The organism is Sphingomonas immobilis, from assembly GCF_030580995.1.
Lineage (GTDB): Bacteria > Pseudomonadota > Alphaproteobacteria > Sphingomonadales > Sphingomonadaceae > Sphingomonas > Sphingomonas immobilis.
The window spans coordinates 86,279-106,746 of record NZ_JAUQSZ010000004.1 but is presented as its reverse complement, the minus strand read 5'-3'; the positions used below and the strand labels follow the sequence as shown (position 1 = coordinate 106,746).

21 protein-coding genes are annotated in these 20,468 nt (G+C 68.5%); 8 read left to right on the top strand and 13 right to left on the bottom strand.

The genetic code is table 11. The features are described from left to right. Position 1: 1 nt before the first annotated feature. Positions 2–448 (bottom strand): acyl-CoA thioesterase, encoded by a 447-nt coding sequence (locus Q5H94_RS07455; RefSeq protein WP_304560625.1) that lies wholly within the window; start codon positions 446–448, stop codon positions 2–4. Between the two features lie 93 nt (positions 449–541). On the opposite strand from Q5H94_RS07455, the gene Q5H94_RS07450 reads away from it, so the two are divergent. Next, the gene (locus Q5H94_RS07450) at positions 542–1,360 is read left to right on the top strand and encodes an SDR family NAD(P)-dependent oxidoreductase (RefSeq protein ID WP_304560624.1); all 819 of its coding nucleotides are present in this window, start codon (positions 542–544) and stop codon (positions 1,358–1,360) included. A gap of 7 nt (positions 1,361–1,367) precedes the next feature. Here Q5H94_RS07450 and Q5H94_RS07445 read toward each other — a convergent pair whose 3' ends face one another. The 3 genes from Q5H94_RS07445 to Q5H94_RS07435 all read right to left on the bottom strand — a co-directional run bounded on the left by Q5H94_RS07445 (position 1,368) and on the right by Q5H94_RS07435 (position 4,222). Then, entirely contained in the window at positions 1,368–2,687 is a 1,320-nt protein-coding gene (locus Q5H94_RS07445) for an MFS transporter (protein WP_304560623.1), read from the bottom strand. Next, positions 2,684–3,115 (bottom strand): lipocalin-like domain-containing protein, encoded by a 432-nt coding sequence (locus Q5H94_RS07440; protein ID WP_304560622.1) that lies wholly within the window; start codon positions 3,113–3,115, stop codon positions 2,684–2,686. Before Q5H94_RS07440 ends, Q5H94_RS07445 begins: the two co-directional genes overlap by 4 nt. A gap of 78 nt (positions 3,116–3,193) precedes the next feature. Then, complete coding sequence (locus Q5H94_RS07435) at positions 3,194–4,222, bottom strand: cyclase family protein (RefSeq protein WP_304560621.1); 1,029 nt, start codon at positions 4,220–4,222, stop codon at positions 3,194–3,196. Between the two features lie 88 nt (positions 4,223–4,310). On the opposite strand from Q5H94_RS07435, the gene Q5H94_RS07430 reads away from it, so the two are divergent. Further along, on the top strand, positions 4,311–5,255 hold the full coding sequence (locus Q5H94_RS07430; RefSeq protein WP_304560620.1) for an alpha/beta hydrolase: 945 nt from the start codon (positions 4,311–4,313) through the stop codon (positions 5,253–5,255). On the opposite strand, the gene Q5H94_RS07425 is transcribed toward Q5H94_RS07430, so the two are convergent. Next, entirely contained in the window at positions 5,212–5,988 is a 777-nt protein-coding gene (locus tag Q5H94_RS07425; protein WP_304560619.1) for an IclR family transcriptional regulator, read from the bottom strand. The two genes, Q5H94_RS07430 and Q5H94_RS07425, sit on opposite strands and share 44 nt — an antisense overlap. A gap of 181 nt (positions 5,989–6,169) precedes the next feature. Between Q5H94_RS07425 and Q5H94_RS07420 the strand changes: the two genes are divergently transcribed. Next, positions 6,170–7,084 (top strand): SMP-30/gluconolactonase/LRE family protein, encoded by a 915-nt coding sequence (locus tag Q5H94_RS07420; protein ID WP_304560618.1) that lies wholly within the window; start codon positions 6,170–6,172, stop codon positions 7,082–7,084. 46 nt (positions 7,085–7,130) lie between these two features. On the opposite strand, the gene Q5H94_RS07415 is transcribed toward Q5H94_RS07420, so the two are convergent. The 4 genes from Q5H94_RS07415 to Q5H94_RS07400 all read right to left on the bottom strand — a co-directional run bounded on the left by Q5H94_RS07415 (position 7,131) and on the right by Q5H94_RS07400 (position 11,211). Then, positions 7,131–8,294 carry an amidohydrolase family protein gene (locus tag Q5H94_RS07415; RefSeq protein WP_304560617.1) on the bottom strand — a complete coding sequence of 388 codons (1,164 nt, stop codon included), beginning with the start codon at positions 8,292–8,294 and terminating at the stop codon, positions 7,131–7,133. Between the two features lie 96 nt (positions 8,295–8,390). After that, positions 8,391–9,575, bottom strand: a complete 1,185-nt coding sequence (locus Q5H94_RS07410; protein WP_304560616.1) for a thiolase family protein — start codon at positions 9,573–9,575, stop codon at positions 8,391–8,393. Further along, positions 9,572–9,994, bottom strand: coding sequence for a Zn-ribbon domain-containing OB-fold protein (locus tag Q5H94_RS07405; RefSeq protein WP_304560615.1), 423 nt, complete (start codon positions 9,992–9,994; stop codon positions 9,572–9,574). The genes Q5H94_RS07410 and Q5H94_RS07405 overlap by 4 nt, the downstream gene beginning before the upstream one ends. Continuing rightward, positions 9,994–11,211, bottom strand: coding sequence for a CaiB/BaiF CoA transferase family protein (locus Q5H94_RS07400; protein ID WP_304560614.1), 1,218 nt, complete (start codon positions 11,209–11,211; stop codon positions 9,994–9,996). The genes Q5H94_RS07405 and Q5H94_RS07400 overlap by 1 nt, the downstream gene beginning before the upstream one ends. A 167-nt stretch (positions 11,212–11,378) precedes the next feature. Between Q5H94_RS07400 and Q5H94_RS07395 the strand changes: the two genes are divergently transcribed. Continuing rightward, positions 11,379–12,125, top strand: a complete 747-nt coding sequence (locus tag Q5H94_RS07395; protein ID WP_304560613.1) for a dienelactone hydrolase family protein — start codon at positions 11,379–11,381, stop codon at positions 12,123–12,125. Between the two features lies 1 nt (position 12,126). Here the strand turns inward: Q5H94_RS07395 and Q5H94_RS07390 are convergent, their stop codons facing one another. Together Q5H94_RS07390 and Q5H94_RS07385 are read right to left on the bottom strand one after the other, a co-directional pair. Beyond that, positions 12,127–13,722, bottom strand: a complete 1,596-nt coding sequence (locus Q5H94_RS07390) for an MFS transporter (protein ID WP_304560612.1) — start codon at positions 13,720–13,722, stop codon at positions 12,127–12,129. Between the two features lie 117 nt (positions 13,723–13,839). Continuing rightward, complete coding sequence (locus Q5H94_RS07385) at positions 13,840–14,757, bottom strand: LysR substrate-binding domain-containing protein (protein ID WP_304560611.1); 918 nt, start codon at positions 14,755–14,757, stop codon at positions 13,840–13,842. Positions 14,758–14,966: 209 nt separating this feature from the next. Here Q5H94_RS07385 and Q5H94_RS07380 point away from each other — a divergent pair, with 209 nt between their 5' ends. Both Q5H94_RS07380 and Q5H94_RS07375 read left to right on the top strand, forming a co-directional pair. Continuing rightward, positions 14,967–15,167, top strand: a complete 201-nt coding sequence (locus Q5H94_RS07380) for a ferredoxin (RefSeq protein ID WP_304560610.1) — start codon at positions 14,967–14,969, stop codon at positions 15,165–15,167. 14 nt (positions 15,168–15,181) lie between these two features. Beyond that, positions 15,182–16,471: a cytochrome P450 gene (locus tag Q5H94_RS07375; protein WP_304560609.1), complete on the top strand. Its 1,290-nt coding sequence runs from the start codon at positions 15,182–15,184 to the stop codon at positions 16,469–16,471. 19 nt (positions 16,472–16,490) lie between these two features. On the opposite strand, the gene Q5H94_RS07370 is transcribed toward Q5H94_RS07375, so the two are convergent. Further along, positions 16,491–17,840, bottom strand: coding sequence for an alpha/beta fold hydrolase (locus tag Q5H94_RS07370; RefSeq protein WP_304560608.1), 1,350 nt, complete (start codon positions 17,838–17,840; stop codon positions 16,491–16,493). Between the two features lie 116 nt (positions 17,841–17,956). On the opposite strand from Q5H94_RS07370, the gene Q5H94_RS07365 reads away from it, so the two are divergent. Together Q5H94_RS07365 and Q5H94_RS07360 are read left to right on the top strand one after the other, a co-directional pair. After that, a complete protein-coding gene (locus tag Q5H94_RS07365; RefSeq protein WP_304560607.1) occupies positions 17,957–18,295 on the top strand; it encodes a DUF4286 family protein in 339 nt (112 codons plus the stop codon). A gap of 5 nt (positions 18,296–18,300) precedes the next feature. After that, on the top strand, positions 18,301–19,395 hold the full coding sequence (locus tag Q5H94_RS07360) for a phosphotransferase family protein (protein WP_304560606.1): 1,095 nt from the start codon (positions 18,301–18,303) through the stop codon (positions 19,393–19,395). On the opposite strand, the gene Q5H94_RS07355 is transcribed toward Q5H94_RS07360, so the two are convergent. Then, complete coding sequence (locus tag Q5H94_RS07355) at positions 19,392–20,456, bottom strand: phosphotransferase (RefSeq protein WP_304560605.1); 1,065 nt, start codon at positions 20,454–20,456, stop codon at positions 19,392–19,394. The genes Q5H94_RS07360 and Q5H94_RS07355 overlap by 4 nt on opposite strands. Positions 20,457–20,468 lie beyond the last annotated feature (12 nt).

The following is a 20,468-nucleotide window of genomic DNA, read 5'->3' as shown; positions in this document are numbered from 1 at the left end:
CTCAGGCGGTCAGCATCAGCGGTGCCATCGCCGCGCGTTCGGCGTCGCTCAGCCGTGACGACGCGCCGTCGATCGCCTTGACCATCACCGCTTCCGCCAGCGCGAAACATTCGCCGTGCTGGCGCGCCGCCTGCGCCAGCACGTAGGAGCTGCCCCCGACCTTCGCGATGCCGGTCAGCACCTCCACCTCACCCGGATAATGCGCCTGGCGGATATAGTCGATCGTGACGTTGGCAAAGAGGATCTGCAGCCCGCCGGGCGGATCGATCATGCATTCGCGCCCAAACACGCGCATGTTGAGATCGGCACGCCCCTCCTCGAGGTAGCGCCCGGTGGCACCGTTGTTGAGATGCCGGAACGCATCCATGTCGGCATAGAGGATGCGCGTCGTGAAGCGCAGCGGATAGGTTTCGATCAGTAACCGGGCGGGCGTGTCCTTCAGCGCCAAGGGCGTATCTCCTTCGGTCCCGAGACTGTGGTGCGTGCGCAACCGTCCGCAAACGCGGTATACGGGCGCGCCGCTTTCGTGAAGGAGAATGACATGACGCATCCCGCTCTCGCCCCCGGCAAGGTCGCCGTCGTCACCGGCGGCGCGAGCGGCATTGGCCTCGCCGCCGCCGCGCGCTTCGCCAGCCTCGGCATGAAGGTCTGCATCGCCGATCGCGTGGGGCTCGACGAAGCCAAAGCGACGCTGGGCGATGTGCTCGCGGTCGAGACCGACGTGTCGGACCGCGCCGCCGTGGCCGCGCTCGCGGAGCAGGTCGCGGCCACGCTCGGCCCGGTCGCGGTGCTGATGAACAACGCCGGTGTCGGCGGCGGCGGCGACGCGCTGACCAATTCCGAAGGGTGGGAGCGTGTACTCGGCGTCAACCTGATGGGGCCGATCCACGGCGTGCAGGCGTTCGTGCCGGCGATGGTGGAGAGCGGCGCGCCCGGCATCGTCATCAACACCGGCTCCAAGCAGGGCATCACCCAGCCGCCGGGCGACACCGCCTACAACGTCAGCAAATCGGGCGTGAAGGCGCTGACCGAGGGGCTGGCGCATACGCTGCGGCAGGCGGGCGGGGCGGTCAGCGCACATCTGCTGATCCCCGGCTTCACCTTCACCGGCATGACCCGCCGGCGCGTGGCCGAGCAGCCGCCGGGCGCGTGGAGCGCGGAGCAGGTGGTCGACCGGATGATCGCCGGGATCGGCAGCGGCGAATTCTACATCCTATGCCAGGACAATGAGACGACGCGCGCGCAGGACGAACGCCGCATCCTCTGGGCGGCGGGCGACATCGTCGAGAATCGCCCGGCCCTGTCACGCTGGCACCCCGACTGGAAGGACGCTTTCGCCGCCTATATGGACGGCGCGTGACCGGCGCTCAGCGCGCGAGCGCCGGGCTTCCGGGCCGCAGCGCGCGCAGCCCGAAGGCCAGCGTCACGACCAGCGCGCCTGCGCAGACCAGATAGGGCAGCGGACTCCACAGGCCGTAGAGCAGGATGCCGGCCGACGGGCCGAACACGAAGGCGAATCCGTTGTTGGCGGTCACCTGCCCGGCGACGGCCGCCTGCTCCTCCGCACCGACTGCCAGCGACGCGCCTGCGGTGAAGCCCGGCCGCAACAGGCCGAAGCCGAGCGAGGCGATCGCGAACGCGACGCCGATCGCGTGGAGATCGCCGGCCGCCGCGACCCCCGCGCAGCCCGCCGCCGCCAGCCCGGTGCCCCACAGCACCAGCGCGCGCGGCGCGAGGTTGAGGCGCGGGATGACGCCCCATTGCGCGAGCAGCGCGGCCACCGCGCCGCCCATCAGCACGAGGCCGATCAGCGGCTGCGCGAGCGCCGGAGAGAGGTGCGTGCGGTCGATGATGAGGAACGCCATCGTCTGCCCGGCGATGGCCTGCGCATGGCCGGAGACGAGGCCGAAGATCATCCAGGGCAGCACGCGCGGGTCCATCAGGCCGACGCGGCCGTCGCCGGTCGCGTCGATCTCCGCCAGGCTGGGGTCGCTCGGCTCGGCACCGATGGCGGGATCGGCGACGGCGACGCCGCTGAGGTGAACCCCGGCCCGGCCGGCGGGGAGCAGCAGCGCCACCGTCGCGAACATGCCGACGCCGACGAGCGCGAAGACGAAGGCGGGACCGGCCAAGCCGATCCACGGCAGGATGAAGAAGGGCGCGAGCGCCGGGCCGACGATCGTGCCGAGCCCGAACGCGGAGGCGAGCAGACTGAGCGCGTTGGTCCGCTGCGCGCGGGGGGTGTTCGCCACCACCAGCGCCTGCGCCGCCGGTGGCGCGGCCGCGCCGAACAGGCCGTACAGCCCGCGCCCGGCGACGAACCCGGCGAAGGCGATCCCGGCGGAAACCATGCCGACGATCCCCGCCGCCAGCGCGAGGCCGCAGCAGAGCAGCGAGCAGACGAACCCGCCGAGCCCAATCAACACCATCTGCTTGGCACCAAGCCGGTCGATCCGCTTCGCCCAGGCCGGTGCCGCCACCGACCACAGCACGGCGGACAGCGAAAAGGCGAGCGCGATCATCGGATCGGGCAGCTTCAGGCTCCGCCCGATGCCGGGCAGGACAGATTGCAGCCCGGTATTACCGATGGCGATCGCCATCATCACGCCGAACAGCAGGAGCTGGTCGCGCGACGCCCCGGCTTTTGGGAGTAGGGGCCGATCGGGATCGACGGGCTGCCCCGTCACGCGCGCCGCCAGAGTACCGTGGACGTGTCGAGTCCCGACGCACCCGGCTTGACGCTGAGCTCGAGCAGATCGTCCGCGGGGAAGCGGACGTGACGTTCCTGAAGCGTGCCGATCATGGTCGGATCGAGGCTCAGCTCGAAATGATGGCGTGCCACGGCCCGTTCCTCGTCGACCTCGAACGGGCCGGCGTAGGCGGTGTAGCTGCGGGCAAGGGCGGCGGCACCGGCATCGTCCAGCCGGTGTATCGGGCGGCCGGCATCATCCGCCTGCCGGTCACCGCGTGACAGGCTGACGCTGACATGCCCGTCAGGCGAGTAGACGATATAACCCTGGCCCGCGCGCCCCATCGGCGAATATTGGCGGCCGTCGGCGGTCCATGCCTCGAATGTCACCAGCTTCCAGGCTCCCAGCAAGCGCTCGCGGATCATCGGCTTTCCTCCCTCTGTCTATCCAGCATTGCCTGACAAGCTCGCTGGGGAGATGCAACCGGGCCGATGCGATTGCAGCTAGACGGTCGCGACCGGTGTCACCGGCGAGCCGACGCTGCCGGGCAGGCACAGCGGCGGCGCGGTCAGCAGAAAGGCGCTGCGCCGGTGCGCGCGCAACCAGCGGGCGAGTTCGGCAAGGTGCCACAGCTCGCCGAGGTGGATGCCGAGCTTGAACAGGCAAAGCTCGTGCAGCGGCAGGAAGGATTTGCCGTCCGCGCAGCAATCCTCGCCGAACACGACAGTCTCCACCGCGGTATTGTCCGAACAGATCGCCGCGATGCCGCTCTCGTCGATCCAGCGCAGCAGCGCGGGATCGCTGCCGTCGAGCTCGATCGCTGTTTGCGCGAGTCGCTTGCGATCGGGCTGGCGGTTCATAGCGAGGAGTTGCTCGTCGAGGCCGGTCCACAGCAGCAGGAAATCGCCCGTTCGCACCTCGACCCGTTGTTCTGCGATCAACGCCATCAGCGCGTCATGGCCGACCGCGCGCGCATCGGGCGCGACGCCGGTGAGATCGACCAGCACACCGCGCCCCTGCGCGCCCGCCACCGCGAGATGCTCGATGCCGAGGCGCCGCGCGTGGGAGCCGCCGTTCGCGTCCGCATCGGGAAGATCGCTCCCGGCGCGGAAGCCGTTGTAATAGACCGGCTCGTCCACGCCGTTGCCGTCGGCATCGAACAGCCGGCCCCAGTGCGCGAGCGAATCCCATTGCGTCGAATATTGCGTGGAGAGCGTGACGGCGTCGTCGCAGCACAGGTCGCGCGAGCCGGGGATGACGCGGCCGAAGGGGAAGTTGAACAGCGCGGCGTCGGCGAGCCTGCGCGTCGAGAGCACCGGCGGGGCGCGGCCGAGGATGGGATCGTCCCAGCCGGGATAATCGAGCGGCAGGCTGAGCGCGAAGCACAGCCCCTCGCGCACCTCCGCGACGCCCGCCAGGCGGCGCGCGGGAGTGATGAGGTTCATCCGGCCGATCTGGTCGTCCTCGCCGAAATCGCCCCAGTTCGATCCCTCGGGCCGCCGGGTCCAGCGTCTCGGCGCGGGCTCGGTCACGGCATCGCTCTCCTGTCGTTATGGCGGAAAGATAGGGGATCGCGCCGGCGATATCGAGCGAACCCCCGCGCGCCACACGAAATACGCTATGACGGATGATCGGCGAGCGTGGACCGGCAGGCTTGACCGGGACGGCGCGGTGGCGATCCTAGGTGCTATGTCCCCGCCCGATCCCGCCGCGCTGCGTCTGCGCAAGCCCCTGCCGCCGCGCCGCGCGGGCAGGCCCGCCGACGCCGATCTGCTTGCCAGGCGCGGGTCTTCGGGAGGTGCGCCCGACGTGATGCTCGGCGGGGTCGCCTGCGCCGTCGCCGGGGCGCGGGATGCGGCGCGCACGATCGTGCATCTGCACGGCGGCGGATACCGGATGGGCAGCGCCGCCGCGTGGCGGCCGTTCGCCGAGCGGCTGGCGGTGGTGACGCACGCGCGCGTGATCGTGCCCGACTATGCGCTCGCGCCCGAAGCGCCGTTTCCCGGCGCGCTCCACGATGCGGCGGCGGTCGTCGGAGCGGCGGTGGCGGATCACGGACCGGTCGTGCTGTCGGGCGATTCGGCGGGCGGGGGCCTCGCGCTCGCGCTCGCGGCAGCGCTCGCCCCGCCGGTGCCGCTGCTCGGGCTCGTGTTGCTGTCGCCGTGGATCGACCTGACGCTTTCGGGCGACAGCTTCGATCGCTGTGCGGCGAGCGACGCGCTGTTTTCGCGCGCGTCGGCGTCGGCGGCGGCGGAGGCCTATCTGCAGGGCTGGGATGCGGCCGATCCGCGTGCCTCGCCGCTGTTCGCCGATCTGACGGCACTGCCGCCGACGCTGCTGGCGGTTTCGTCGAGCGAAGTGCTGTGCGACGAATCGCTCGATCTGCTGCGCCGTCTCGCGCTGGCGAGCGTCCGCACGACGGCAGTGATCGAGCCGGACGTGCCGCATATCTGGCCGGTGCTGGCGACCGATGCGCCGGCGCAGCGCGCGCTCGATCTGATCGACGGCTTCGTGGGGGCGCTCAGTGCGCCATGTTCAGCCGGATCGAGCGGCGCATCAGATTGACGAGATCCCATTCGTGCGGGCGCACGCGCGGGGTCGGCCCGGCCAGCCCCAGCACGATCTCGGGCGTCCCGGCGACGTGCGGCAGTGTCATCGCGATCGACCAATATTCGACGGGGCGCTGCGACGTGCCCGCGCCGCGGACGCGCTTGCTTGGCCGCCACGAATAGCCCTTCATGCGGAACAAACGGATTTCCTCGTCGATCGGCTGATCCCAATCGACCTCGCCCAACACTGCGTGGCGCAACCGTGCGCGCTCGACCAGCCGCGCGATCGCCTTGCGCGACTGCGTGGTGAGCGCGGCACTGCCGATCGCCGAGCCGAGCACCGGCACCTTCGCGCCCACGTCAAGCAGCGGATCGTCGTCCGACCCGCGCGCGGCTGTCATCATCTGCATGAAGCAATCGTTGCGCATCGTCAGCGTGACGACGCAGCCGGTCTGTTCATGGACGTCCTCGACAATCGCGCGATAGCGTTCGATGTCGGGATAGCAGCCCGCGATCCAGTGACCGAACCGCGCCATGCGCAGCGAGGGGAAATATGCCTGCCCCTCGCCCGGCCGCACGAGATATCCGCTCAGCACCATCGACTTGAGGAGCTGGTCCGCGCTCGACCGCGCGATGCCGAGCGCGTCGGCGATTTCCGCCCCGCGCGCCGGACGCCCGCAACGCGCGAAGTAGTCCAGCACGTCGAGCGCGCGATTGGCGGATTTCGAGTAGTTCTTGGGCTGATTCAAGATCCCGCTCCTGGAACGGGCGCGATGCTGGCGATCGCGTCCCGGCGGCGATGCTATCATGTTCGTGCCGCCGTTCAAGCCAGCGCCACCGGCGATATCCCCAGCCTCTCAGCACGGCGCTGTTTGATAATAGCCATCCCGCCCGCGCGCCTTAGGATCGTCCGCAAACGGGAGGACGGGGATGGCCGTGGCGGTGGAGCTGGAGTTCGAAACGGTGGCGAACGGCCTCGACTTTCCCGAGGGGCCGGTCGTGCTCGGCGATGGATCGATCCTGGTGGTCGAGATCTTCGGCGGCACGCTTGCGCGCATCACGGCGGACGGTGCCGTCTCGCGGCCGGTGCGGCTCGGCGGCGGGCCCAACGGCGCGGCGACCGGGCCCGACGGAGCCATCTATGTCTGCAACAACGGTGGCATGGCGGCGCGGAAGTTGGGCGGCGAGGTCGTTCCCGCCGGCGATCTCGCGCCCGACTATAGCGGCGGCCGCATCGAGCGGGTCGATCTCGCGAGCGGCACTGCCACGATCCTCTACGATGCGTGCGAGGGCGTGCCGCTTTATTCCCCCAACGACATCGTGTTCGACCGGCATGGCGGCTTCTGGTTCACCGATCACGGCAAGAAGCTGTCGGGCGAACGTACACCTTCCGGGATTTTCTACGCGCAGCCGGGTGGCGGGCAGATCCGCTGCCTGGTGCGCGGTCCGCAGAGCTTCAACGGCATCGGCCTCAGCCCGGACGAGGCGACGCTCTACGTCGCCGATACCTTTTCGGGGCGGCTGCTGCGCTTCGACGTGAGCGCGCCGGGTATACTCGCCAGCGCCGAGCCCACGCTCGTCGTCGCGCTCGGCGAGGGCCGCATGGTCGACAGCCTCGCGGTCGGCGCGGACGGGGCGGTGCATGTCGGCGCGCTGATGCCCGGCGGGATCGTGACGGTGCACGGCGGCGTCATCACCGGCGACCACCGCCTGCCCGATCCCTATGTCACCAACATCGCCTTCGGGGGCGACGACATGGCGACGGCGTATATCACGCTCTCGCAGACCGGGCGGCTGGTGCGGGCGCGCGGCATCGGCACCGGCCTGCCGCTCAATTTCGGCTGAGACATAACGGGCGCCGCCGCCGCGAACGGCGCAGCGCCCGTCCCCCTTAGAAGTTGAACAACTGCTTGGCGCGCAGCCCGGTGATGACCTTGCGCTCGTCATCCGGCACGCCGGCGAAAAGCTGATCGATGACCTTGTGCGAATCGGGGAAGGTCGTCTCCGAATGGGGATAGTCGGAGGACCACATGATGTTCTTCGCCCCCGGCAGATGCCGCATCGCGACGCCGGGCGCATCGTGGATGAACGAGCCGAACACGTTCTGCTCCATGAAGTGGCTCGGCGGCTGTTCGAGCACGCTCTTGGTCCAGAAGCGTTGCTTTTCCCAGGTCTTGTCCATGTAATCCGCCGCAAAGGCGAACCAGCCCACGCCGCTTTCGACCGACACGAACCTGAGATCGGGGAAGCGCTGGAACACGCCGCCGAAAATCAGCACCGCGATCGGCTCCGCCATCGCGAATTTCGACATCAGCAGATCGGGCAGGAAGTGCTGCGGCTCCAGGAAGCGCACCGAGCGCCCGCCGAGGTGTATCGTCACCGGCAGGCCAAGCTCGATCGCGGCCTGCCAGAAGGGATCGAACTCGGGATCGGCATAGGTGCGCGCGCCGCTCGTGTCGCCGGTCAGCGCCAGCGTCTGGGCAGCGCCCGCGCCCGCGCTGGCGAGGCTGGTCGCCGACATCGGGAATGCGGGGATGTTGACCGCCTTCAGCCCGCGCCGCGCGAAATCGCGCATCATGCGGATCGATTCGCCGACATCCTGCATCGGCACATAGCCGACGCCGCCGAGGCGGCCGGGCGCATAATCGCAGAAATCGGCAAGCCATGTGTTGTAGGCGTCGAAGCTCGCCTGGAACAGTTCGTTGTTGCCGGTGCCGAGCGGGCCGCCGCCGAACAGCAACGCCGCGTCGATGCCGTCGGTGTTCATGTCCTCGAGCCGGGCGGCGGGCTCCCACCCGCCGGAGCGGGCGTCGGAGGCGCGGCCGTTGATCTTGAAATCCTTGCCCTTGCGGCCGGCCTGCGCGCCGATCAGGTTGAGCTTCTTGCGGCGCCCTTCGAACACGACATAATCGCAATCCTCGCTCTCGTCGCCATGTTCGATCCGCGGGGCGAGATCGCGCAGGTGCGCGGGCAGATAATCCGACCAGAAATCGGGGAAGGGGTTCACGTGCGCGTCGGCATCGACGATCGGCGAATCGTTCACTTGGGTCGCCATGTTATCTCTCCTTGGAGAACCGACATTCCCCGCTTTCCGATATCCAATCCAATATAAAAAATCGCGGTTTTGATATGTTGTCGATATGACAAACCGTCATCGCCGCAACAGCAGCGCGCCGTAGCCAAAGCCGCCGTTGCTGACGACGCCGACCTGCGGATCGGCAAGCTGACGCGCGCCGGCCTCGCCCCAAAGCTGCGCGCACGCCTCGAACAAATGGCCGTAGCCGTGGAAGCGCCCGGCCGAGAGCTGGCCGCCGCCGGTGTTGAGCGGCAGCACGCCGTCGAGCGCGATGCGCGCGCCACCCTCGACGAAGGCGGCCGCCTCGCCGCGGCCGCAGATCGCCAGCGCTTCCAGCCATAGCAGAGTGAGGATCGAGAAACCGTCGTAGATCTGCGCGAAGTCGAGGTCGGCGGGGGTGAGTTCGGTGCGCGACCACAGCATCTCGCCCGCGCGGTCGGCGGGGAGGCGGGTGAAGTCGCCCTCGTGCAGGCCCGCGCCGAAGCCGCCGATCGCCATGCCCATCGCCTCGATCAGGATCGGCGGACGGGGCAGGTCGGCGGCGCAGTCGACATGCGACAGCAGGATCGCGGTCGATCCGTCGATATGCGTGTCGCAATCGTAGATACGCAGCGGATCGGAGATCATCCGCGCGGCGAGATAGTCCTCGATGGTGATCGGATCGCGGTAGATGGCATTGGGGTTGAGCGCCGCCATCCGCCGGCTGTTGACGGCGATCGCGCCGAGCTGGCGCGAGGTCGCGCCGTATCTGGCGAAATAGGCCTGGGCGTAGAGCGCGAACAGGGGTGCTGCCGATACCGCGCCATAGGGCATCTGCCACGCCATCCCGCCCCAGCTGCGCGCCGTCGTGGCCTGTGCGCCGCCGATGATGCCGGCGTGGTGGACCTGTGCGCGCGCGGTCGCCTGGGCGACGGTGCGAAAGACGAGGACATGGCGGCACAGGCCCGAGGCGATCGCCTGGATTGCGTTGAAGATCGCGCCCATATGCGCATGCCCCTCGGTCGAGGCACCGACCCAAGTCGGCGAGAGGCCGAGCGCGATCATCGTCTCGGTCGCGCCGACCGGCGACATGCCGTCGCCGTTGGCGATGAGGCCGGGATACGTCGCGAGGCCGTCGATATCGCCGGGGGTGAGCCCCGCCGCCGCGATCGCGCCGCGGCACGCATCGACCGTCAGCGCCAGCGCATCGCGGCTGGAGGGCCGCGCGACCTCCGACTGGCCCGCGCCGGAGATGCAGACCTTGCGTTCGGGCAGGATCATGGCGCGACCGGGCGGAAGAAGGGGAGATGTACGTCCTCCGCCGCGCGGAAGAACACCTCGACCGCCATCCCCGCCGCCACCGCTTCCGGCGCGCACCCTTCGACATTGCTGAAGACGTGAAGCCCGGCCTGTTCCTCGAGCTCCACGGCGACGAAGACGAACGGCACGCGCATGCCCGGCATCCACGCCTGGTGGTTGATCGTGAAGCTGGCGATACGGCCGCGCCCCGATACGGCCTGCGGGCCGACGTCGTCGCTGCCGCACCGGCGGCAGGCGGGCATCGGCGGGTGGAGGTAGAAGCCGCAAGCGCCGCAGCGCGCGATCATCAGCCGCCCTTCCGCGCCGCCGGTCCAATAGGGGCGGTTGAGCGCGCTCAGCCCCGGCAGGATGCGCGGTTCGGATGCGACGCCCTCCGCCATCAATAGACGATCCCGGCGACCTTCAGGTCGATGATAGCATCCTCGTCATAGCCGAGCTCGGCGAGCACCTCGTCATTGCCGGCGCCTTTCTCGGGCGCGGCGCGGGCGGGCAAGGCCTTGCGATCGAATTGCATCGGCGCGCTCACCATCTTCAGTGAGCGGCCGTCGCCGTAATCGACATCCTGCATCAGCGCATTGGCGACGACCTGCTCGTCGTCGACCAGCTCGCCGGGTTGCTGGACGACGTCCCACTGGCCGCCCTGCGTCGCGAGCGCGACCCGCCAGTCCGCGAGGCTCCGCGTCGCGAAGATCGCGTCGATCTCGGCCACGCATTCGGTCAGGTTCGCCGCGCGCGCCTCGGCGGTGGCGTAGCGCGCGTCGGTGGCGAGGTCCGCGCGGCCCACCGCCTCGCAGAAGCCCGGCCAGTAGCGCTGTCCCTGCAACATGCAGAGCGCCAGAAAGCGATCGTCGGCAGTGCGATAGGTGTTGACGAGCGGATTGGGCATCGCCGTGCGGCCGTGGCGCGGCAGGCGCTTCTGGCGCTTGATCGTCGCCTCGGTGATGGTGCGCTGCATCGACCACAGGCTGGTGCCGAGCAGCGACACGTCGACCACGCTTGCCGCGCCGGTCGCCTGCCGCTTGTAGAGCGCGGCGCAGATGCCACCCGCCAGTGCCGCGCCGCTGGTGCAATCCCCGAACGCTCCTGACGGCATCGGCAGCGGATAGGGCTGTTCGGGCGGCGTCACGGCATCGGCGATGCCGCCGCGCGCCCAGAAGGTGATCGCATCGTAGCCGCCTTTTTCCGCCTGCGGCCCGTGCGCGCCGCTGCCGCTGCCGACGGCGTAGATCAGCTTCGGATGGCGCGTGCGGATCTGCTCGACATCGATCCCCAGCCGCCGCCGCGCGGGCGGCAGCAGGCTGGTGAGGAACACGTCCGCACTCTCCAGCATCCTGTCGAGCACGTCCAGCGCGCCGTCGACGTTGAGATCGAGCGTGACGCTGCGCTTGCCGCGATTGTAATTCTCCCAGGAGAGGACGAAGCCGTCCGACGATCCCGGCACGTCGGCACCCGTGACCAGAGCGCGAATCGGGTCGCCGGCGGGCGGCTCCAGCTTGATGACATCGGCACCCATGTCGGACAGGATCGCACCGGCCGAAGGCACGAACGCCCACATCGCCACCTCGATCACGCGGACGCCGGCTAGTGGCCCACTCACGATTTCATACCTCCCGGTCAGCTCGGATCACGCGCCCGATTTTTGAGGGATAGGTGTGCGGTATCGAACAAGTCCAATATCAAAACCCTGCATCTTGATATTATGAAGGCACATTGATCGCGGCTATCCAGGTTCGCGACGAAAAACGGCCGGAGAGGGCAGAGACGATGTACGAACAGACGCACGAGCTTTCGCCCGGCGGTGACGGGGCGATGACCACCTTCGTCGTCCGGCCCGATCGCGACGGCCCGCACCCGGTCGTGCTGTTCCTGATGGACGCCGCCGGCATCCGCGAGGAGCTGCGCACCATGGCGCGGCGGCTGGCGACGAGCGGCTACTACGTCATCCTGCCCAATCTCTTCCACCGCAGCGGTGTGCTGGAGCTCCCGCCCGAGGCGACGATGGACGACATGAGCGTGCTGCTGCACGCGGTGACGCGCGACACCGTGCTCGCCGATTGCGCCGCCGCGCTGGCGCTGGCCGATGGCGATCCGGCCGCGTGGACGGGCCGCGCGGGCGTTGTCGGCTATTGCATGACGGGCAAGTACGCGATGCAGTTGCCGGCGGTCTATCCGGGCCGGATCGTCGCCGCGGCATCGTTCCACGGCGTCGATCTGCTCAACGATAGCGCCGACAGCCCGCATCTGAGCATGGTGGCCGAAGCCGATTATTATTTCGGCTGCGCGGAGCTCGACCGCTGGGCACCGCTGACAATGGTCGACGCGCTCGCCCGCTATATCGCCGGTCGCGGCCTCGACGGCGAGGTCGAGATCTATCGCGGCTGCGACCACGGCTTCGTCTTTCCCTCGCGCGACGGCGAGACCGACCGGGCGCATGCCGCCGTCTACGACCGGGCCGGGGACGATCGCCACTGGGAGCGATTGATCGCCTTGCTGCGGCGGAGCGTCGGCTAGGTCAGAGTGAGGTCGCGAGCTGCGCCTCGCCACGAGCGTGCGCCCGCGCCTCGCGGTCGGCGATGTCGGCGGGCACGGTGCGGACCGCGCGCAGCAGGCAGTAGATGCCGACCGGCGCGAGCGCGTACATCGCCAGCGACCCGAAGGCGAGCGAACCCGTCACGGTCGAGACCTTGCCGACCAGATACGGCCCGAGCGCGAAGTTCGACACGATGATGAGCATCGAGAACGACCCCGCGCCGGTCGCGCGCATCCGCGGCAGCACCAGTTCCTGGATCACCGCCGCCGACGATGCGGCCCAGGCGTTGTGGAAGAAGGCGAAGATCGTGAACGCTACGTAGAAGGTATCGACATCGCCGGTAGTGAACATCACCACCGCCGCCGGCATGGCGGCCGCCATGCACGTCAGCGTGATCCAGATCGACGCGCGCAGATCGCGCCTGCGGATGACGTCGGCCGCATAGCCGCCGGCGGCGATGCCGAGCCCGCCCGCCAGCGCGAGGATGATCCCCATCGTGACACCGCCCGACGCCGCCGAAATCTTGAAGGTGCGCAGCAGATAGGGGACCGCCCAGAACAGCAGCGCATTGTGGATGCATGCGATCGCCGACATGCCGATGACCAGATAGCGGAACGAGCGCGTGCCGAACGTGAGCGCGAACAGCGGCTTGTCCTGCCAGCGGATCATCTGCGCGAAGGCGAACACGGCATAGGTCGCGAAGCCAAGCGCGGTCCATTGCTGCCAGTCGCCGGTCAGCATGCTGAGCGTCGCCGCCAGCGCGGCGAGGCCCGCCCCGGCGATCAGATTCCAGACCAGCACGCCGCGCCCGCGCCGCGCCGCCGCGAAGAAGCTGGTCGGCGGCAGCACCGCCGCGACATCGGCCAGGAAGCCGATCCACGGGCTGCCCTTGCTGACGGTGACGGCGGCGGTCTGCGCGGCGCGCGGATCGGGCACGCGGAAGATCAGCAGCGCGAGGATCAGGCCGGGAATCCCACAGATCCAGAAGGTCGCCTTCCAGGCGGGTGTGCCCTGGAGAAAGCTGAACTGTGCGCTGAACGCCGCCCAATTGTGGAGGACGACGCCGCCGATCGCGAGCGCACACCCCATGCCCAGGAAGATGCCGGCGAGATACACCGCATAGGCGCGAGCGCGCTGCACCGGTTGGAAATAGCCGGCGATGATCGCGTGGCTGCACGGATTGGCCGTGGCCTCTCCCACGCTGACCCCGACGCGCGCCAGCGAAAGCATCGCGAAGCTGGAGGCGAAGCCCGAGAAGGCCGTCATCGCCGACCACAGGCTGAGCCCGATGCCCATCAGCCGCGGCTGGTTGCTGCGATCCGCCAGCCGGCCCATCGGCATCCCGAAGATCGCGTAAAGCGCGGCGAAGATCGTGCCGTTGAGGAAGCCGATCTGCGCGTCGGACACTTTCAGGTCCGCTTTGATCGCCTCCGCCAGGATCGAGATGATGTTGCGATCGAGATAGTTGAACGTGTTGGCGAGCGCGAGGAGGATGAGGACATAGGCGGGATACCAGCGCGCATAGGGGCGCGCCGTGCCCGGCCGGGTGCTCCCGGCATCGATCGCCTGTTGCAGCATCGCATCTCTCCCCGTTTTCTCTTGGGTTATGATGCAATGACTAAGGTACTACAGCGCAAAGTTTTAATATGAAATTGATATGACAGCCGAGCCGCGCGGTTTCAGCGGCACGCCCTCTCAATCGCGCGCAATCAGCTCCGGGTGTTCGGCGACATACGCCTTGATGTCGGAAATGAAGAGCTTCGCCGCCGACGAGATATGCTGCGGGTGCCACACCATCGCCGTTTCCCAACGCAAATTGCCTGGCAGATCGTGGATCGGCCGGAACGCCACGCCGCGTACGCCCGTCTCGGCGGCCGTCTCCATCGCCAGCGCGCAGCCGAGCCGGGCAGCGACGAGGCTGAGCGTGGAGTGCGTCTGCATCGATTCCTGCACCACGCGCGGGCTGACGCCGATATCGCGGAAGGCGGTGAGCTGTTCGGACACCCGCCCCGGCGCCTCGCGCTGCGGTGCCATGATCAGCGGCTGCTCGCCGACCTCGCGCAGCGATACGCTTTCCTGACGCGCGAGCGGCCAATCCTCCGGGATCGCCGCGACGAAGCGGCAACGCTCGACCATCATCGCATCGCCGCCTTCGATCAGATCGGTGCTCGGATGAATGAAGGCGACGTCGTAGCGGCCCTGCATGATGCCCACCATCTGCTTGGGCGAGCTTTCCTGCGACAGCCGGATCTCGATTTCCTTGCGCATCTGGTGATGGCGCAACACGACCGGCGGCAGCAGCCGGAACATCGCCGGGCCGATGAAGCTGACATGGACCTGTGTCGCGTTGCTCTGCGCGGCGCGCAGCGTGACCGCGCGGGTAAGGTCGGCCTGCATCAGCGTCCGCCGCGCCTCCTCGACGAACACCTGCCCGGCGGGCGTGACCGACAGGCCGCTGCGCGACCGTTCGAGCAGTTGCACGCCGAGATAATCCTCCAGCCGCTTGATCGACTGGCTGAGCGGCGGCTGCGCCATGTTGAGCCGCTGCGCGGCGCGCCCGAAATGCATTTCCTCCGCCACGGCCACCAGATGCCGCATGTGCCGCAAATCCATCATAAGCGCCCGTTCCCGCCTTCATATCGTGCTGCCGCCGACCGGCGCTGACCATTGGTGTGATATCCCCAGCATATCAAAGACGCCACAAAATATACTTGCATCGTTTCCCCGCCCATAGCCAAAAGGCGTTTGCGTGCGAGAAGACGGCCGGGCCCTTCACGGGCGTGAACGCCGCGGCGGCACCTGCGATGAGAGGATGGCTGAATATGCGAGTCTGCGTTTCCCCCGATCTGTGCTGCGGCGCGCAGACGTGCGTGGAGGCCGCGCCCGAAGTCTATTGGCTGAAGGACGGGTTCAACGGCCTGGTCGGCGCCGACGGGCCGTTCACCATCGCCGCCGGCCTCGAAGACAAGGCGCGGGAGGGGGCCGAAGCCTGCCCCGAGAGCGCAATCCAGATCCTCGATTGAAAGCGGGAGCCGCGATGAACCAGTATAAGGATGTGCTCGAACGCGAGGATCCGCGCGTCAGCGAGCTTTTCAACGTGGAAGCGGACACGATCGATTCGGGATCGATCCTGATCGAGGATCCGTTCCCGGCCCTCAACCGCTTGCGTGAGGAAGCGCCCGTCCACAAGGGCGCGCTCGGCGACCTGATGGGATATGAAGGCTATCATTTCACCAATCACCTCGAAGGCTTCCCGACCTACAGCGCCTTCACCTTCGCGGCCGTCAGCAAAGGACTGATCGACAACAAGACCTTTTCGTCGAAGGCCTATTATCATCTCGGTACGGTCGCCGGGCTGGGCGAATCGATCCTCAACAAATCGGGTGCCGACCACCGCATGATCCGCGGGCCGATCCAGCCGTTCTTCAGCCCGGCCGAAGCGCAGAGCTGGTGGAACGAGAAGGTGATCGTCGAGACGGTCGAGACGCTGATCGCCAAGATCGAGAAGAAGTCCAGCGCCGACCTGTTCCTCGAACTGTGCGCGCGGATGCCGGTGCATGTCGTATCGGCCGGTTTCGGCTTCGACCCCGACGACATCATTCCCTTTCGCATCGCGCTGACGCAGCTCAACCGCCACGGCATTCCGGTCGAACAGCGCGCGGCGGCGATGGAGACGGTGCGCGGGATGCTCGGGCGGCTCATCACCGAACGGCGCAGCCGGCCGCAGAACGACATCATCACCAAGCTCGTCACCGCCGAGGTGAAGGAGCCGGACGGCAGCGTGCGCGGCTTCACCGACGACGAGATCATCGGCAATTGCACGCTGATCGTGCTGGCGGGCGGCGGCACGACGTGGCGGCAGCTCGGCATCACGCTGTTCGCGCTGCTCGAAAATCCCGACCAGATGCAGCTTTTCCGCGAGAACCGCGCGCTGGCGCCGGAGGTGATCCTGGAATCGGCGCGCTGGCACCCGACCGACCTGATCTTCCCGCGCCTGGTGGAGGAGGATGCCGAACTGGAGGGGGTCGCGCTGCCCAAGGGTGCGATGCTGCATCTGTGCCTCGGCTCGGCCAATCGCGATCCGCGCCGCTGGGACAATCCCGATGCGTTCGACATCACGCGGCCGGTCCAGCGCTCGCTCGCCTTCGGCGGCGGGCCGCACTCGTGCCTCGGCCAGCACGTCTCGCGCCAGGAGATGGTGGTGGCGATGGATGCGGTGTTCGATCGCCTGCCCAACGTGCGCTGGGATCCCGACAAGCCCAAGGGGCGGCTGATCGGCGATCTGTTCGCGCGCGGGCCCTCGGCACTGCCGGTGGTGTTCGGCTAGACCGGCCGCCAGGGCGCGTTCAGGCGAAGTGAACGCGGCGGTACTTGCCCTGCAGGTACAGCAGCGGGTCGCGGTGCGGCTCGAAATCGGCGCGCTCGACGCGGCCCACCACGATCAGATGATCGCCGCCGTCGTGGATGGCGTGCGTCGTGCAATCGAACGACGCGCGCGATCCGGTCAGGATCGGCGCGCCGCCACCTTCGCGCACCTGCCATTCGATGCCCTCGAACCGGGCGTCGCCGGGGCGGGCGAAGCGGTCCGAGGTCGGCTGCTGGCCGATGTGCAGGATGTTGATCGCGAAGCTGCGCGCATCGACGAAGCTCTGCAGATTCGCCGATTTGCGCGCGATGCAGAACAGCACCAGCGGCGGGTCGAGCGAGACCGAGGTGAAGCTGTTCGCGGTGAAGCCGATCGGCGCGCCCTCCGCATCGAGCGTCGTCACCACCGTGACGCCGGTGCCGAAACACCCCATCGCGTCGCGCAGCAGGCGCGGATCGGCGCCACTCTGGTAGCTGCGCGCCTGTAGGGGCAGGCGGCGTTCGAGAAATTCGAGCAGCCGCGCGTTGAACGCGTCTTCGTGATCGGTGACGACGTAATGGCCACCGCCGTCGATCTCGACGGCTTCTGCGCCCGCGATCATTGCCTGCAATCTGTCCGTCGCCGCGCGCGAGACCGATTCGTTGAGCGTCCCTCGGATCAGCAGCGCCGGCAGTCTGAGCTTTGCCGCCGCCGCCTCGATCCGCGCCGATTGTGCCGCCAGGTCGAAACCGGCGAAGGTGCGCGCATCGCCGCGCCAGCGCCACAGCGCATCCTCGCCGCGTTCGTATGCGCCGATCAACTGGCGCGTGGCGGACGGCGCAGGTTCGAACGGGTGGACGCGCGCGATCGCATCGAGCACCGCGGTTTCGTCCGCAAAGGCCTCCGCGCGGCGTTCGAGCGCGACGCGGATGCGCGCGGCGGTCTCGGGATCGACCCAGGCGGTGACGCCGACCAGCACCAGCGCCGACATCAGGTCCGCCCCGCCTTCGCCCGCCGCGACGAGCGCGGCGAGGCCGCTGGGCCCCACACCGACGACGGTCGCGCGCGAGGGGAGTTGGGCGAGCACGGCGGCGAGATCGGCGGCATAGCCGCTCAGGTCGTAATCGCCGCCCGGCGCGGGCTCGCTGTCGCAATGCCCGCGCAGATCGACGCAGATCGCGCGGCGGCCGGCGGCGGCGAGCGCGATGGCCGCGCCCGACCAGACGTGGCGGCTCTGCCCGACGGCGGGCAGCAGCAGCACGATCGGCGCATCGCCGTCGCCGATCGCGGACGCCGCGAGGCGGTTGCCCTGCGCGCCGCGAAACCACACCTGCTCCATCGACGCCGCCATACCCGCACTCCCGCAAGACTTTTGCACGGCGGTTCGATATCTAATTAATATCGTAACGGCCCTCTTCATTATCCATAGCGTTGATATATGCTCGCCACAACAAGGAGAGGAAGCCCATGGCGAAGTTCCAGATGGTCGTGCTGACCTGCGCCGCCGACGATGCGGTGGCGGAGCTGGCGCGCTGGTATGACGAGCAGCACATCCCCGATCTGCTGCGCGTGCCCGGCATCGTTTCCGCGCGGCGCGGATCGGTCATGAAGCTCGGCGGGCCGGCGGGGCTGCCCGACTGGAATTTCCTCGCCTGCTACGACATCGAGGCGGAGAGCCCGCAGCTCGTCCTCGCCGAAACGGGCCGCCGGATGGGCACCGACGAGATGCCGCGCAGCCCAGCGCTCGACAGCTCGAAGACGCTCGCGCTGATCATCACCCCGCAGTTCGAAGCCGAGGAAGGCTGACCGCCATGAACAGCCCCGCAGCCGCGGCCCCCGGCATCGTCGCACCCAACACCCGCAACCTCGAGGATCTCGCCAACGACATGGCCGGCTGGCTGACGGCGCGGCTGCCGGGCGCGCGCGACGTCACCGTCTCCAACCTGTCCTATCCGCTCGGCGCGGGCATGTCGCACGAGACGATCCTGTTCGATGCCGCCTGGCGGCAGGACGGCACGGCGCGGCAGCAGGGGCTGGTGGTGCGCATCAAGCCGACCCGCCACCTCGTCTACCAGGACGATATGTTCGACGAGCAATATCGCCTGATGCGCGTGATGCATGAGGACGGCCGCGTGAAAGTGGCGCATCCCTTGTGGTTCGAGCCGTCGCCGGAGCTGCTGGGCGCGCCGTTCTTCGTGATGGAACGGCTGCAGGGCCGCGTCGCGGTGAGCCTGCCGCCTTATGCCGAGACCGGTTGGGTGGCCGATGCGACGCCGGCGCAGCGACGGACCTTGTGGGAAAATTCGGTGCGTCAGCTCGCGGCGATCCAGACGATACCCGTATCCGCCGCGCCGTTTCTCGATCCGGCGGATGGCCCACATGGCTTCGATCACGAATGGGACCGCTGGCAGCGCTATCTGGCGTGGCTGCCGGAGGACCATGCGACGCCGTTCCTGCGCGAAGCCTCCGGCGCACTCGACAAGACGCGGCCGCAGGGGATCGAGCCGGGCATCGTCTGGGGCGATTCCCGGCTGGGCAATGTGATGATCGACGCGGATTTCGGCGTCGTTGCGGTGATGGACTGGGAACAGACCTCGCTCGGCGGGGCGCTGCACGATCTCGGCTGGTGGTTGCATACCGAGCGGATGCAGACGATCGGCCGCGGCCTGCCGCCGCTCGACGGAATGGGCACGCATGACGAAACGCGCAGCCTGTGGTCCGAGGTCTGCGGCAAGCAGACCGCCGACATAGCCTGGTACGAGGCTTTCGCGGCATTCAAGATGGCGTGCCTGACGCGGCGGATGATGGCGCTGGGCGCACAGATTGCGGTTGGCCGCCACGGCATCGACACGCCCAACAATCGCCGGATGGCCGACCTGCTGGGGATGTCGATCCCGGCTGCCTAGACGCCGAGCAGCTCGAAACTGCGATATTCGGTGACGGCGAGGCCCAGCCGCTTGACGAACTCGCGGATGATATCGGGCCGCACGCGGCGGGTGACGCCCCACATGTAATAGCCATAGACCACCGCCGCGCGGAAATGCGCGCGGGCGGTGTCGTGATCGGCCACGGGATCGCCCAGTCGCGCCCGCTCGGCAAGATAGACATCGAGCAGCGCGTCGCCGTGGGCACGGCGATCCTCGACGCTCAACGCGGCGACGATGTGATAGGCGACGTCCTGCGCCCAGTGCCCGTGCTGGACGACCTGCCAGTCGATGATCCCCGCCGCGCCGTCCTTGCGATAGAGGTTGCCGGCGTGCGCGTCGCCGTGGACGATGCAGGTCGGCTCCCCCGCGAAGCAATCGCGCAGGGCACCGAGCGAACGGTGCAGGCGGCCCGCGTTCTTGACCTCAGCCGCCAGCGGCGCGCCGCGCGGATCGTCGAGCAGCCCTTGCAGCATGTCGAGCGGGATCAGCGACTCCGCAGCGAGGCGGTCGAGCGTGATGCCCTTGAACGCCATGTCGTGCAACGGCTTGCCCGCGCCGGTTTCGACATGCAGCCGCGCGAGCTGGGCGAGGCTGTCGCGGGCCTGATCGGGCGAATAGGGGGTCAGTGCGGTCAGGAAGGTCGCGCCCTCGACCACCATGTCCTTCATGATAAGCAGGCCGTGGCCGTTTTCGGGATCGATCGCGGTGTAGAGGCAGTCGGGCACGTTGATGCCGGCGGCGGCGAGCCCCGGCGCCATCTGCGCATAGAAATGCGATTCCGTCGCCGAGGTGCCGCTCGACACCCATTTCATGCCCGATTCGTCGATCATGCCCTTGATGCAGATCGTGCGGCCGGTGCCCGGAGCGGCGTTCTCGAGATCGAGCTCCACGCGCACCTTGGTGGCCGTGTTCTCCTCGCGCCAGATCTCGCGCGCGCCGGTGATGCGCAGCGACGGCTGGTCGGGATAGAGCCGCGGCCGCAGCCAGGCGGGATCGAGGATCTCGGCGAGGTACAGCGGCGCGGGCGACGGCGAGGTCATGCGGACTCCTCT